16 protein-coding genes are annotated in these 14,488 nt (G+C 59.6%); 12 read left to right on the top strand and 4 right to left on the bottom strand.

The window, feature by feature from the left end:
- The first annotated feature begins 146 nt into the window (after positions 1-146).
- The 9 genes from AC3I65_RS11795 (at position 147) to AC3I65_RS11755 (ending at position 7,034) form a co-directional block, all read left to right on the top strand.
- A complete protein-coding gene (locus AC3I65_RS11795) occupies positions 147-635 on the top strand; it encodes a MarR family winged helix-turn-helix transcriptional regulator (protein ID WP_047226534.1) in 489 nt (162 codons plus the stop codon).
- A gap of 57 nt (positions 636-692) precedes the next feature.
- Entirely contained in the window at positions 693-1,256 is a 564-nt protein-coding gene (gene pnuC, locus AC3I65_RS11790; protein WP_047226535.1) for a nicotinamide riboside transporter PnuC, read from the top strand.
- Positions 1,253-1,777, top strand: coding sequence for an AAA family ATPase (locus AC3I65_RS11785; protein WP_047226536.1), 525 nt, complete (start codon positions 1,253-1,255; stop codon positions 1,775-1,777). The genes pnuC and AC3I65_RS11785 overlap by 4 nt, the downstream gene beginning before the upstream one ends.
- A gap of 320 nt (positions 1,778-2,097) precedes the next feature.
- Positions 2,098-2,547, top strand: coding sequence for a hypothetical protein (fapA, locus tag AC3I65_RS11780; protein WP_076384961.1), 450 nt, complete (start codon positions 2,098-2,100; stop codon positions 2,545-2,547).
- Between the two features lies 1 nt (position 2,548).
- Entirely contained in the window at positions 2,549-3,127 is a 579-nt protein-coding gene (gene fapB, locus AC3I65_RS11775; protein ID WP_076384963.1) for a fibril amyloid subunit FapB, read from the top strand.
- Between the two features lie 63 nt (positions 3,128-3,190).
- Positions 3,191-4,174 carry a heme utilization protein gene (locus tag AC3I65_RS11770; RefSeq protein ID WP_107322510.1) on the top strand — a complete coding sequence of 328 codons (984 nt, stop codon included), beginning with the start codon at positions 3,191-3,193 and terminating at the stop codon, positions 4,172-4,174.
- 65 nt (positions 4,175-4,239) lie between these two features.
- Positions 4,240-4,920, top strand: coding sequence for a C39 family peptidase (locus AC3I65_RS11765; protein WP_047226540.1), 681 nt, complete (start codon positions 4,240-4,242; stop codon positions 4,918-4,920).
- 58 nt (positions 4,921-4,978) lie between these two features.
- Positions 4,979-5,725: a fibril amyloid subunit FapE gene (gene fapE / locus AC3I65_RS11760; protein ID WP_076384967.1), complete on the top strand. Its 747-nt coding sequence runs from the start codon at positions 4,979-4,981 to the stop codon at positions 5,723-5,725.
- 46 nt (positions 5,726-5,771) lie between these two features.
- On the top strand, positions 5,772-7,034 hold the full coding sequence (locus AC3I65_RS11755) for a fibril amyloid transporter FapF (protein WP_076384969.1): 1,263 nt from the start codon (positions 5,772-5,774) through the stop codon (positions 7,032-7,034).
- Between the two features lie 119 nt (positions 7,035-7,153).
- Here the strand turns inward: AC3I65_RS11755 and AC3I65_RS11750 are convergent, their stop codons facing one another.
- Positions 7,154-8,479, bottom strand: a complete 1,326-nt coding sequence (locus AC3I65_RS11750) for a sigma-54 dependent transcriptional regulator (protein ID WP_047226543.1) — start codon at positions 8,477-8,479, stop codon at positions 7,154-7,156.
- Positions 8,480-8,819: 340 nt separating this feature from the next.
- Here AC3I65_RS11750 and AC3I65_RS11745 point away from each other — a divergent pair, with 340 nt between their 5' ends.
- Together AC3I65_RS11745 and AC3I65_RS11740 are read left to right on the top strand one after the other, a co-directional pair.
- Positions 8,820-9,086, top strand: coding sequence for a hypothetical protein (locus tag AC3I65_RS11745; protein WP_047226544.1), 267 nt, complete (start codon positions 8,820-8,822; stop codon positions 9,084-9,086).
- Positions 9,087-9,273: 187 nt separating this feature from the next.
- On the top strand, positions 9,274-10,563 hold the full coding sequence (locus tag AC3I65_RS11740) for an NHL repeat-containing protein (protein WP_488523747.1): 1,290 nt from the start codon (positions 9,274-9,276) through the stop codon (positions 10,561-10,563).
- 13 nt (positions 10,564-10,576) lie between these two features.
- Here AC3I65_RS11740 and AC3I65_RS11735 read toward each other — a convergent pair whose 3' ends face one another.
- From AC3I65_RS11735 to gnd, 3 genes are read right to left on the bottom strand one after another with little or no spacing between them, the layout of a single operon-like run.
- The gene (locus tag AC3I65_RS11735; RefSeq protein WP_047226638.1) at positions 10,577-11,398 is read right to left on the bottom strand and encodes an HAD family hydrolase; all 822 of its coding nucleotides are present in this window, start codon (positions 11,396-11,398) and stop codon (positions 10,577-10,579) included.
- Complete coding sequence (gene zwf / locus AC3I65_RS11730) at positions 11,391-12,914, bottom strand: glucose-6-phosphate dehydrogenase (RefSeq protein ID WP_076384973.1); 1,524 nt, start codon at positions 12,912-12,914, stop codon at positions 11,391-11,393. Before zwf ends, AC3I65_RS11735 begins: the two co-directional genes overlap by 8 nt.
- Positions 12,911-13,915, bottom strand: a complete 1,005-nt coding sequence (gene gnd, locus AC3I65_RS11725) for a phosphogluconate dehydrogenase (NAD(+)-dependent, decarboxylating) (RefSeq protein WP_256244141.1) — start codon at positions 13,913-13,915, stop codon at positions 12,911-12,913. The genes zwf and gnd overlap by 4 nt, the downstream gene beginning before the upstream one ends.
- Positions 13,916-14,165: 250 nt before the next feature.
- Between gnd and AC3I65_RS11720 the strand changes: the two genes are divergently transcribed.
- Positions 14,166-14,339, top strand: coding sequence for a DUF6026 family protein (locus AC3I65_RS11720; protein WP_171061379.1), 174 nt, complete (start codon positions 14,166-14,168; stop codon positions 14,337-14,339).
- Positions 14,340-14,488: the final 149 nt, after the last annotated feature.

The raw sequence follows: 14,488 nt of genomic DNA, 5'->3' as shown, positions 1-14,488 counted from the left end.
AACTATTAATCCATTTATCTGTATTTTTCCCAACGGACAGGACAAAGCGACAAATCCCGATTTCGATATCCACCATAGCCATCGCGCTTCAACCTCGGCAAAATGGATAGCCTTGTTAATCACTCACCTTGAGGATGCTCCCTCCGATGGCCAAGTCTTCCAAGCTTGCCGAACCCGCCGAGCCCCAGGCCAGCGGTACCGACGCACAGGCCCCGCTGGACTCCGCGCTGGATGATCTGATCGGTTACGCCCTGCGTCGCGCCCAGTTGAAACTGTTCCAGAACCTGATCGGTCGACTCGCCATCCACGATCTGCGGCCCGCCCAATTTTCGGCCCTGGCGATCATCGACCAGAACCCCGGCCTGATGCAGACCGATCTGGCCAAGGCCCTGTCGATCGAACCGCCGCAAGTCGTGCCCCTGTTGAACAAGCTGGAAAGCCGGGCACTGGCCGTGCGGGTGCGGTGCAAGCCCGACAAACGCTCCTACGGGATATTCCTGAGCAAAACCGGCGAAACCCTGCTCAAGGAACTCAAGCAAATCGCCGCACAGAGCGACCTGGACTCCACCTCAACGCTTGACGGTGCCGAGCGCGAAGAATTGCTGCGCCTGCTCAAGAAGGTTTACCAGGCATAGAAAAACGGGCGCCAGCGTTTACAATCGCCGCCTTCTCCTACTACCCAAGGAATCGCCATGTCCGGGCTTGAACTGTTTGCCGCAGCCCTCGGCGTGATTGCTGTCTGGTTGACCGTCAAGCAGAACCCCTGGTGCTGGCCGATCGGCCTGGTCATGGTGCTGCTCTATAGCTGGATCTTCTTCGAAGTGAAGCTGTACTCGGACATGTTGCTGCAGTGTGTCTACGCCGTACTGCAACTCTATGGCTGGTACCAATGGACTCGTGCGGGGCAGCATCATGAGGGGCGACAAATCACCCGTCTGGGCGCGCCTTCAGTATTGCGTGGCCTGGCGGTCGGCGCGGCAGGCAGCCTGATGCTGGGTGCTGCCATGGCGCACTGGACCGACGCCGCCCAGCCCTGGCTCGACGCTGCACTCACCGGCTTCAGTCTCGTGGCGCAGTGGTGGATGGCGCAAAAACGCGTGCAATGCTGGCCGTTGTGGATCGCCCTGGACATCATCTTCGTGGGCTTGTTCATCTACAAGGACCTGTACCTGACCGCTGCGCTCTACGCTTTGTTCACGCTGTTGGCCGTACAAGGCTGGCGCGAATGGCGCGCCGACCCGGTCCTGCGCACATGAAGGTGATGGTGCTCACCGGCCCGGAGTCCAGCGGCAAGAGCTGGCTGGCGGCGCAGTTGCAGGAGCACTTCGGCGGCTTGCGGGTGGACGAATACGTTCGCCACTTCATGGAGCAGAATCCGCGTGAGACCCGCCTGTCGGACATCACCGATATCGCCGCAGGACAGTTGGCCTGGGAAGACGCGGCCCGCGCCGGTAAACCACCGTTGTTGATCCTCGACACCCACCTGTTGAGCAACATCCTCTGGAGCCAAACCCTGTTCGGCGACTGCCCAAGCTGGCTGGAGCCGGCCTTGCTGGCGCGCCATTACGACTTGCACCTGCTGCTGAGCCCGCAACAGGTCGAATGGACGGGCGACGGCCTGCGCTGCCAACCCGAACTGGAAGACCGAATGAGGTTTTTCGAGGCTATCGAGCAATGGCTGGTTCGGCATCAGCAACCCTTCCAGGTTATTGAAGGCGATTGGGCGCAACGTCGGGAACGGGTGTTTGCAACCGTGACTCGACTGCTCCAAGCCTGATTTACCCCTCTGTTTGTACCACTATTGAAACACCCCAGTCGTGGCAAACCCGGCTCCAGAGCACTTCGATGGTTTTTCCAGTGCCTTTGTCAGGTTCTTGAAACACCTGCTTGCGAAGCCTTGAACCAGAGCCAAGCGATAGCGCCCGGCCATTAGCCTCTATCGGCATGTCTCACGGATGAAACAGGTGCTGGGCGAAACTCCCCTTAAATATAGCAACCCATTGAATTTGATAGATTTTTTATAACCGGCACAACACCTGCTCTTCCTCCTTCGCAACGCTGGACCAAGGCCAGCCCACCGAAGAAGGAATCGATGCCGTGGGGACTTTCAATAGAAGCTTGACCTGCCTGCTGTTGATCGGCTGCGCCGCTGGCGCGACGTTCAGCCTCCCTGTGCAGGCCGAGGGCAACGGCGTCATTGTGCTCACCCGTGACGTACAGCCCGTTCATATCGGTCGCAACGGTGGCAAAGACCCCTACCCGAGCACCGTCAACGCCAACCCATCTGATCGAGTCAATCAAGCGACCGCCAGCATCGAGCTGAGCGACGGCGAATTCGCCAGCGTCGCCAGCGGCTCGTCGATCCGCAACGCCGTCAACCCGAACAACACCGGCGTACAAGGTCTGAACATCGTGACCAACCCCAACGGCTTGCCGGGCATGCGCGCCGGTCACGGTGGCGGCAACGGTGGTGCCATCTCCGGCACGATCAACCGCTCGCTGAGTTCAGGGCTGGCCCCGCTGGGCCGGCTGGCCGGAGGTCAGTGACATGAAGCCAACCCTGTTTCTGCTTGCCCTGCTCGGCTCGTCCACCGCGTTCGCCGATCCGGGCGCGGCGGTGATCAGCACTGCCAATCTGCAGGATTCCGGCAGCCGCTATACCGGCAACTTCAACGTCAACCAGGCCGCTGGCGATCAGACCCAGCAGACCAACACCCGGGCCATCGCCATCGGCACTCACGCCCAGGCCACCACTGTCGTGCGTCAACGACTGGACACCGCGGCCGACCCGTCGATGAACGCAACGGCCCGCATCGGCGGCAGCTCATTTAGCAACGGCAACGGAGTACTGGGCGTGAACCAGTCTGCCGGGGCCAACAACCAGATGGCCAATGTCATGCGGGTGGGCATCAGTGCCCGGCCGCAGAGCATCGACGATAGCGCCCTTTCTCAACAGAACGTGGCGTTGTTACCAAACTCAGGAGCAACTGGCACCCCAACCGGCAGTCGCCAGGTCGTCACCAGCGACCAGGCCTTCACCGGCAGCCGAGGGGTTATCCAGGTGAACCAGAGTGCCGGGGTGGGGAACCGCATGGCTAACACCCTGAGCATCCGGGTCGCTGACTGACCCGAAAAACGTGGGCATAAGAAAGTACTGACACTTAACCAACGACACGCAAGGAGAAACACCATGAAACCAACAATGGCACTTAAACCATTGGTTTTCGCTCTCGCCGCTGTCATGGCAATGGCTGCACAGGCTGATGGAAACGGACGTGGCAACGGGCACGGCAACGGGCATGGCAATCACGGTCCGCAAGGTCCGTCGTTTGAACAACTGCTTTCGATCACCGCCGGGGCTAGCGCGACCGTGATGGATGAGCAGAACAGCGACGGCAACGTGGTGACCAACCAGGCCACCCGCAACACGGCTGAAGCCGCTGACTCGCTCAATGGCAGCAACGGCAATATGGGCGCCAACATCGCCGCCGGCGATGGCAACCAGCAGGACAACGCCGCCGCCATCGCCACCGCTGACGAAGCATTCATCTTCGGCTCGGCGGTCGCGACCTCCAGCGCCATGCAGGTCAATAACAATAACTACGTCAAAAACAACTCGACCCGAAACAACGCCTCGCTCACCAATGCGGGCAACAATGGCTCCGGCAACATCGGCATCAACGTGACGGCCGGCAACTTCAACCAACAGAAAAACAACCTGGCCATCGCTGTATCGGGCGGACGTGTCGCAGAAGCCGCAGCCTCGGCCGATCAGTCTTCCACCGGCCTTGTGGTCGACAACAAGGGCGTACGGACCTACAAGACCGACACCCTCACCAGCACCTACGCTGCTTCCGGCACATTCAAGGCCAAAGGCACCGGCACCGTCGAAGACGACGACCATGGCGGCTGGGGCAACAGAGGCGGCTACGGCGGCGGTCACGATGACGACAAGTTCAAGTTCTCCGCCGTGGGCACTTTCGAACTGGCCGGCAGCAACACTCAACAAGTGCTGACCCGCGATGGCTGGAAAAACCCTGTCATCAACAACGCGACCATGACCAACTCCATGAACGGCTTCTCCGGTAACGGCGGCGCCAACGTGTCGGCGGGCGTGGGCAACCAGCAAAGCAACTCGCTGTCCATTTCGGCCGGTTGCAGGGCTTGCATGTAAGCGCGATCGAAACGAAGCCCCGGAAACGGGGCTTCTTTCCCAGGTGTGCATAAGGCGTATCGATCATGCGAGCGGCAGCCCTTTCTCTGCTCCTTTGTCTGGCCGGCGTGGCTGAAGCTGCGCAAATGCCGGTCGCTGCCCTACCCGGCGGCATGTTGGTCTACAAGCCAGTACAGAGTGTGCGCGAGCGCAAGTTCAGTGACATCGTCGAACAGAAAACCGATTTCAGTTGCGGCGCCGCCGCGCTGGCCACGGTACTGCGCCAGGCCTATTGGCTTGACGTGGATGAAGAGCACGTCATCAAGGGCATGCTGGTCAAAGCCGACCATGACCTGGTCCGCACCCAGGGATTTTCCATGCTCGATATGAAGCGCTACGTGGAAAGCATCGGCATGCGCGCCCGGGGCTACCGGATACCGCCAGAAAAGCTCGAGGCAGTGACAATTCCGGTGGTGGTCCTGATGGACATCCGTGGCTACAAGCACTTCGTGGTATTGCAGCGAGCCGACCAGCAATGGGTTTATATCGCCGACCCCGTACTGGGGCACAAGCGCTACGCCCATAACGATTTCGTCAAAGGCTGGAACGGCATCGTGTTTGCCATCGTCGGCCCGGGTTACGACAAGACCAACGCACTGCGCACCCCTCCGCAACCGCTAACGGCGCGTAACAAACTGGACGGGTTCAACCCGGTCAAAGATGCAGAGCTGATGGATTTTGGTTTCATACAGAGCGACTTTTTCTAATCGCCGACCAATCGCCAACCATAAGTACAAAAGGAGCAGGAAGCTCCGGGAGCAGCACATGAAAACTTCACGCTGGCTGGCGTTTGCCAGCCTTGCCGCGGCTGTGTCGGGCCATGCCCACGCCGGATTCAAACCCATCGAAGTCAAGGATCAGGAGCTTGCCGAACTGCGTGGACGCTATGTCATGCCCGGTCGGGTCATCAGCTTCGGCATCGTCATGAGCAGCACCTGGCGCAACGCCAGTGGCGACCTGATCGGCGCGAGCAGTTCCATGCAAATCCAGGCGGCCACCGTCAAACCCCAGTTCTATGTTTCAACGATCAAGCAGACCGGCAATGGCCAGGCCCCGCAACAGGGCAGCGGCAACATTGTCGGTGGCGCGGGCCTGGCCGGTGGCCAGGGCGTGACCCAGAGCGTGCGCGCCGCGGGCGATGGCAATTCCGCCTACAACAACGTCAGCATCAACGTCAGGGAAAGCAACCAGGCACCCGCACTGGTGCCTGCTCAAGGCCAGCTGCTGAGCAAAGGCCAAACCATCAGCGGCAGCAACGCCGCCGGCAGTGTCGCGGTTACCGCCACCGGCAGCGGCGTGCAGATGGCGATCCAGGCCAACCACAACCAGGGTAGTTCTCTGCAACAAGTCGCCCAGGGCGGCTTGCTGCAAAACACTCGCTTGCTGGGTAACAGCAACCTGGTCAACAACATGACGCAACTCAACGTGGTGTTGAACAACAACGGCCTCAGCGCCGGAGCTTTGGACTGCAACCTGACCCAGCTGCGCGGACTGCGCAATCTCGGATATTGAACTACGCTGCCTTGCGACCACTGGGCAAATAGGGACGGCATATTTCATGTATCGATCCGTATCGTTGCGCGCTGTGATGTGCGTAAGCACCCTTTTACCGGCGCCCCTGCTGCAAGCAGCACCTGACGCCGACATTCAAGCACTGAAGCAGGAGCTTCTCGAGCTCAGACAACGATACGAGGTCCAGCAAAGAGCCCTGGCGGTACTCGAGCAGCGAGTCCGCCAGGTCGAAGATCAACCCGCTGCTCCCGCGCCCAAGCGCCTGGCCAAATCCCCAGCCGACATGAAAGGCAACCAGACTGCGGCTGGCGGCAGCGGTTACGGGCAGTCCCTGGCCGATGATTCACAGCCCGCCCAGAGTGTCTCCAACCTCTATGACGAGGCCAGCGGCTTTTTTGGCGGTGGCAAGTTCAGCTTCGAAACCGGCGTGACCTATTCGCGCTACGACACACGACAATTGATTCTGAACGGCTTCCTGGCCCTGGACTCGATTTTCCTGGGCAACATCAACCTGGACAGGATCAAGGCCGACACCTGGACCCTGGACCTCACCGGCCGTTACAACTTCGACAATCGCTGGCAGTTCGACCTCAACGTACCGGTGGTCTACCGCGAATCCACCTATCAGTCCGGCGGTGCCAACCAAGGGGCAGCTGGGGTGACCAGCGAAGAAACCGTTACCCGCGATCCCACCATCGGTGACGTCAACTTCGGCATCGCCTACAAATTCATGGACGAATCGATCAACAGCCCGGACGCGGTGCTCACTCTGCGCGTCAAGGCGCCAACCGGCGAAGAGCCGTTCGGCATCAAGCTGCGCCAGTCCCAGGCCAACACCAACCTGTTTGTGCCTGAAGAGCTGCCCACCGGCAACGGCGTATGGTCGATCACACCCGGGATCTCGCTGGTCAAGACCTTCGATCCGGCCGTGCTGTTCGGCAGCCTCTCCTACACCCATAACTTCGAAGAGTCCTTCGACGACATAAGCTCCACCGTCAACCAGAGGATACCGGGCAAGGTGCGGATCGGCGACAGCTTCCAGATCGGCGCGGGCATTGCCTTCGCGCTGAACGAGAAGATGAGTATGTCGTTCTCGGTTTCCGACCTCATACAAAAGAAAAGCAAGCTCAAACAGGACGGCGGGGATTGGGAATCGGTGGTTTCCAGCGACGCCAATGCCGGCTACTTCAACATCGGCATGACCGTAGCCGCCAGCGACAACCTGACCATCGTCCCCAACCTGTCCATCGGTCTGACCGACGATGCACCGGACTTCACCTTTAGCCTGAAATTCCCGTATTACTTCTAACGCAGTGCCCTGTGGGAGCGAGCCTGCTCGTGGTAGTGGTAGATCAGTGACCTGTTGGTGACTGACACACCGCTACCGCGAGCAGGCTCGCTCTCACATCGAATAGTGCAAGGCTTGATTCAGCGGATTTGATGCTTGTGCAGAAGCCGGTAGAACGTCGGCCGGGATATGCCCAGCACGCGGGCAGCAACACTCAGGTTGTCACTGTGCCGGTTAAGCACATCGCTCAACGCCTGGCGCTCAGCACGGGTCTTGTAGTCTTCAAGGGTGCCCATCGGCGCGACCGGCCCTTGATGGCCTGTCAGGCCAAGGTCCATCGCTTCGATCTGCCGCCCCTCGGCCAACACCAGGCCGCGACGTACTCGGTTGGCCAGCTCACGCACATTGCCCGGCCAGTCATGCTTGCCCATGGCCACCAACGCGTCTTCACTGAAACTGCGAGGCCGGCGACCGGTTTCCTGACTGTAGAAATGCGAGAAGTGGCTGGCCAGCATCGACAAATCGCCATGGCGTTCACGCAACGGCGCCATCAGCACCTGCAGCACGTTCAAGCGATAATACAGGTCTTCACGAAACAGCTTGTGCTCGATGGCGGCTTCCAGATCCACATGGGTGGCGGCCAAAATCCGCACATCGACGGCGATCGGCTGGCTGCCTCCGACCCGCTCGATGTGTTTCTCCTGCAGGAAACGCAACAGATTGGCCTGTAGCTCCAACGGCAGGTCGCCAATTTCATCCAGAAACAACGTGCCGCCGTGAGCCGCTTCGATCCGCCCGATCTTGCGCTGATGGGCACCCGTGAAAGCGCCTTTCTCGTGCCCGAACAATTCCGACTGGATCAAATGCTCCGGTATCGCGCCACAATTGATGGCAATGAACGGTTTGTTGCGCCGATGGGATTGGCGATGCAGCGTGCGCGCCACCAGCTCCTTGCCGGTGCCGCTTTCACCGCGAATCAACACTGGCGATTCAGCAGGTGCCAGCTTGCTCAACAATTTGCGCAGCTCCCGAATGGGTTTGCTGTCGCCCAGTAATTCATGTTCGGGCTCATTGATGTGAATCGAGCCCTGTCCGCGCAAACGCGCCATGCCAAAGGCGCGGCCCAGAGTCACCTGAACCCGGGACACGTCGAATGGCAAGGTATGAAAATCAAAAAACCACTCGCAGACAAAGTCCCCCACATTCTTCAGACGCAACACTTCCTGATTCAGCACGGCGATCCACTCGGTGCCGCTGCGGCTGATCAACTCCTTGACCGCCTCCGGCCGTTCCAGATGAAAAGGTTGAAGTCGCAACAGGCCCACATCGCACGTTCGATCGCCCGCATGTTCAAGGGAACAGCTCTCCACGTCCCAGCCAATGGTGCGTAATCCGGGCAACAGGCGATGGCAATCATCGCAGGGATCAACCACGAGCAGACGACGCGACGTACTGGCTTCGATCATGACTGATCCTTGGCGCCAAAATAAGGAATATGAGGAAAAACAGTCGTTTGGCGAACCTGCATGTAACAGTAGCAAGAAGTTGACACCTGCTTGTATCAATTGATTATCGAGTTCGCTTTAAAGTGGTTATAAGCGCGCGTTTCGTTAGTTGTCGCCCGCTTGAATCTTTCATCAAGCTTTCAAACAAAAGTCCAAAAGCCGGGTCTGAAAGAAAATCGAAATTTATTTAAGGAATGTGTGACCTGCCCCCCCTTACAAGACATCAGTACAAGTAACCAGCCGCCCGGTACGCCCAACCGACGGCACATCATTTGATTGGGCATACTTAAGAGATAACGCCATGAACGCCCCGCTCCGTATCAACGAAGCTCTTTTGATTGCCGACCGCGCCTTTCGTCCTTTTCAATGCGTGGCCTGGGCTCCACAAGACGGTAATGGTGAACTGAGCCTGACCGTCATTGACCGCACCAATACTCATATTGGCCGCACTCAGATTCCAAGCAGTGCCTACACCGACCCGGCCCAACTGGCTGACTGCTTGAAACAGGCCCGTGCCGAGTTGAGCCAGGAAGGCTACACCCTGCAATCCTGGTCCATGCCTGAGTAAATCCTTAGCGGTAAACCTGATGATGGATTGCAGGCTTTGCACTGGATCGAAAAGCCAGTGTTCTGGCACGATTCGCTGCTGTTTCTGCAGCGTCTGATAGTTGTGCATTGTCACATTCAGGGATTGAATGTTGCCCTCATGCAGTCGTCGCCCCTCCGGGCTTATCGACACGCAAGGAGAGGCATGCATGCTCGATCAAACCGCGTTTGCAATGCCGACGGCCGCAGCCTGTGCCGGCCAACTCGACCCAGGCTTTGCCGATAACGGTAAAGCCTGGGTGCATTTTACCGGTAGCTTCGGGAGCCGGACCACGGGCCTGACGGTCGATCGTGCCGGAAGGATCCTGGTGGCAGCCCGGATCGAAACGACCGAAGGCAGCCGGTTCGGGCTTGCACGGCTCAACCACGACGGTTCGGCTGACGCGAGCTTCGGACACCATGGCTATGTGATCGGCTCTTTTGAGCGCGGCTTCGAAGCCACGGCAGGCAAGGTGATGGAATTACCCGACGGCCGTATCCTGCTGTCCGGTCTGCACTACGAAAACACCGACCGCACCCTGCCCGCCATCGCGCTGTTCGATCAGCAGGGCCGCGCCGTTCAAAGCTTCGGCAGCGCCGGGCGGCAGGTCATACGGCTGTGCGGCAATCTTTCCCAAGGTCTGCGCGACACCTGGCTCCCACCCGGCGTACCGGGTCTTGAAGCCTGCGACATGCGGGTGCAGGCCGATGGCCGGATCCTCATCCTCGCCAATCATCATTACCAATTATCTGACCATGTCGGCATCCTGATCCGGCTCCTGCCCGACGGCGCATTGGACACTTCGTTCAACAACCGCGGCTTTGTGATGGTCCGGCATCTGTTGAAAAACACTTGGCTGGGTTGTGTGGCGCTTCAGGCCGACGGCAGCATCGTGGTCGGCGGAGTGATTGACTTGCCCCAACAAGGTTTGATGGCCCGCTATGATCCCAGCGGCACACTTGATGACAGCTTTGGCGAGGACGGTTTCCTGTCCATCACGACCCAACAGCACAGCGTGATGGTCAGCCAGATCGTCCAACTTCCAGACGGTGATCTGCAAGCACTGGGCAGCAGCCGCGACCCGATGCATTGCCTGTCGCTAAGAGTGGGCAGGGACGGCAAACCGGACCCTCGCTGCAATCAAGGACAGTGTCAGTTCCTGAAATTTGGCAACAGCGCCAGTCAGTGGACGGCGGCCCAGCTTCAAGCAGACGCAAAGCTGGTGACCGCTGGGGCCACCATCGGCGGTATCGAAACTGACTTCGTTCTGGCCCGGCACTTGCCGGACGCCAGCCTCGATCCGGATTTCGGTGAGGGCAGAGGTTGGGTCCGCACTCGACTGGGCTACAGCCTCGACACCGCCACATCCCTGGCGCTGCAGGCAGACGGGAAGATCCTGGTGGGCGGCTATTCTCTGCATGGCAAGTATCGAGCAGTGGTGGTGCGGTACCGGCCCTGAGGATTTGCTTGGTTCATCGAGCCAGAATGAATCGCTCGATTGCCAGCGCCGCGCCGTCTTCGGTGTTGGCTGCGGTGATGACATCGGCCTGACGCTGAATCGCCTCCTCCGCCTGCCCCATGGCAATCGACAACCCCGCACGGTGAAACATCGCCGGATCGTTGCCACCGTCGCCCATGGCGGCAGTCTGTTCCAACGGCACCCCCAGGAACGCTGCCAGGGTCGCCAGCGCTTCACCCTTGTTTGCCCGCATCGCCGTCACATCCAGATAGATCGGTTGCGAACGCGAGACCTGAGCCTGGCCCTTGAGCAGCGGATGCAAACGCGCCTCCAGCTCAACCAGTAGCTGCGTATTGGCGCTGGTGGCGACGATCTTGTCGATACGTTCCAGGTAAGGCTCGAAACTCTCGACTTGCACCGGCGGATAGCCAAGCCCACGCGTCTCCACCGGCACCATCGGACCGTTGGCGTCGCGCACCAGCCAGTCGCCGTCGGCAAACACCCAGACCTCGATATCAGGCTGGTCGGCGTACAAGGCCAGCGTCGCCAAAGCCGCCTCAGGTGGCAGGTAGTGCACGGCGAGGAAACTGCCGTCCGGGTGGACCAGCGTACCGCCATTGAACGCGGCGGTAGGCAGGTCCACGCCCAAGGCTTCGATCTGCTGCAACATCGCCCGGGGCGGCCGCCCGGTGGCGAGGCTGAACATCACGCCCGCCTCGCGCAGCGAGCGAACGGCCTCGATAGTGCGCTGGTTGAGACTGTGGTCGGGCAGCAACAGCGTGCCGTCCATGTCACTGAGTAAAAACCGGATGGGGTGTTTCACCTGATCACTCATCGAGCGCATGCCAAACGCGGCCATCGCGTGTCAGCAGGTCATCTGCGGCCGACGGACCATCTTCACCGGCCTTGTAGAACTGGACCGTCGCGTCCTGTTGCCAGGCATCGAGGAACGGCTGGACCACACGCCAGCCGTTTTCAATGTTGTCGGCACGCTGGAACAAGGTCTGATCGCCGGTCAGGCAGTCATAGATCAAGGTTTCGTAGCCCGTGGACGGTTGCATTTCGAAGAAGTCCTTGTAGGCAAATCCCAGCTCAATATTCGCCATGTCGAGGGTTGGCCCCGGCCGCTTGGCCAGCAGGTCGAACCACATGCCTTCATTGGGCTGGATCTGGATTCTCAAGTACGTAGGTTGCAGTTCATCGACTTCGGTATCGCGAAACTGCGCGTAAGGCGCCGGTTTGAAGCAGATGACAATTTCCGTGTCCCGCACACTCATGCGTTTGCCTGTGCGCAGGTAAAACGGCACCCCGACCCAACGCCAGTTATCGATCATCACCTTGAGGGCGACGTAGGTTTCGGTATTGCTGTCGGGCGCGACATTCGCTTCCTCGCGGTAACCATTGACCGGTCTGTCGCCGACGTGGCCTGCGGTGTACTGGCCACGCACCGAGTTGGCGCGGGCCTGCTCCACCGACCAGGGGCGAATGGCCCCGACCACCTTGGCCTTCTCACCACGCACCGCATCGGCGCCAAAGGCGGCCGGCGGTTCCATGGCCACCATCGCCAGCAACTGGAACAAGTGGTTGGGCACCATGTCCCGCAGGGCGCCGGTGTGTTCATAGAAACTGCCACGGGTTTCCACGCCAACGGTTTCTGCGGCGGTGATTTGTACGTGGTCGATGTAGTGATTGTTCCAGAAGGCCTCGAACAGGCTGTTGGAAAAACGGCTGACCAGAATGTTCTGCACCGTTTCCTTGCCCAGATAATGGTCGATCCGGTAGATCTGTTTTTCGCTCATGACTTTGAGCAGGCAGGCATTGAGCGCTTCGGCGGTTTGCAGGTCGGAACCGAACGGTTTCTCGATCACCACACGCCGGAAGGCATCATCCTGTTCCTGAAGCAGCCCAGCCGCGCCAAGGCGGCGGACCACTTCACTGAAAAAGCGCGGCGCGGTCGCCAGATAGAAAACCGCGTTGCCGGTGCCACTGGCGGCGATTTTCGCCGCCAGTGCTTGGTAGGTGCTGTCGTCGAGGAAGTCACCCTGAACATAACTGATGCCCCGAGCCAGGCTGGCCCACAGCACCGGGTCGAGCGCCCGGTCGGCATCGCCGCCCTTGCTCGCCGCCTGGTGACGGATGAAATCCTCGAGTTTCCTGGCGAAGTCCACATCACTGATAGCATTATGGTCGACGCCAATGATCTGCAGGCCATCCCCCAGCAGCCCGTCGCGACTGAGGTGGTACAGCGCCGGCATCAGCAGACGCTTGACCAGATCACCATGGGCGCCGAACAGAAACAGCGTGGTCGGCGGCGCGGGTTCTGCCTTGGATTTCCTGCCGATCGAGGTCATTTTTTCGGCGTCTCCACGTGACCACCGAAGCCAAAGCGCATGGCCGAGAGCATCTTGTCACCGTAGGTGCTCTGCTGCCGCGAGCGGAAACGGGCGAACAATGAACTGGAGAGCACCGGCACCGGCACCGCTTGCTCAATGGCCGCTTCGATGGTCCAGCGCCCTTCACCACTGTCGGCAACCTCACCAGAGAAGCCGTCCAGCTTCGGATCGCTGGCCAAGGCGTCGGCGGTCAAATCCAGCAGCCAGGACGACACCACACTGCCGCGACGCCAGACTTCGGCGATATCGGCCACGTTCAAGTCAAATCGCTGCTCAGGTGGCAGGCTTTCGCTGGATTTGGTCTTGAGGATGTCAAAGCCCTCGGCGAAGGCCTGCATCATTCCGTATTCAATGCCGTTGTGGATCATCTTCACGAAATGCCCCGAACCGGCCGGGCCCGCGTGGATGTAGCCGCGTTCAGCGCGATCATCGTCGGACTTGCGGTCGCGGGTGCGCGGGATATCGCCCATCCCTGGTGCCAGGCTGTCAAACAAGGGGTCCAGGCGCTTCACCACTTCGGCGTCACCCCCAATCATCATGCAATAACCGCGTTCCAGGCCCCAGACGCCGCCGGAAGTGCCGACGTCGATATAATTCAGGCCCTTGACCGACAACGCCTGCGCGCGACGGATGTCATCCTTGTAGTACGTGTTACCGCCATCAATGATGACGTCGCCCGGCTCCAGCAACTCGCTGAGAACGTTAATCGTGTCTTCGGTGGGTGCGCCGGCAGGCAACATGACCCAGACAGCCCGTGGTTTTTCCAGACCGGCCACCAGTTGCGGCAGATCCGCGACGCCCGTTGCGCCCTCCTGGCTCAGGTTTTCAACAAAGGCGGCATTGCGATCGTAGACGACGGTGGTATGCCCATTGAGCATCAGGCGCCGCGCAATATTGCCGCCCATGCGGCCCAGTCCAATGATCCCGAGTTGCATGTGCTGATGCTCCCTACTACAAATAAAGGTGTGTCAAAGGTTTAGCTCAATCGACGAGTGGAGGTTAGTCCAGAGCATTGCTGCATAGTTTCCGGGTAATTCGAGCGATCACAAGGGATAACGCTCCAGATCCGGCCAAAGACACAGCGACCATGAAAAATAAAAAAGTTCCAATCACAAGCAAAAGAAATCAGAATCGGCGCCGATAGTAGAGGTGTCGACCAAATACTGGCGACATCTCTATAGTTGATGTACGCCATTTGCGAGGTGAGCAATGGACTCCGTAGTTACCGCACGTCCTCCCCAAACCCTTTACGTGACCATTCGTCGCGACGAATTACGCCTGCTCAAAGAAGAGCGTGATCTGCTGCTTGATGAGGTGACGCAATTGCGCATGCAGTTGCAACACTCCCAGCTGTCCCATCAGAGCCAGGCCCTGGCTCGGTAACCCCCGAGCAGAGGCGCGGCGCCGGAAGTGGCACTGGACAAACCGGTGTCATTTCCATGTGTACCCATTCGTGCCAAGGGCATGTGTTCTTGCCGCAACACGTAGCGGCCAGCCCCTGAGTGCGCGGGTTTCAGTGCGTGAGGTTGCAA

It is taken from the genome of Pseudomonas sp. N-1-13 (genome assembly GCF_057787095.1).
This window is presented reverse-complemented; position numbering and strand designations above follow the sequence as displayed.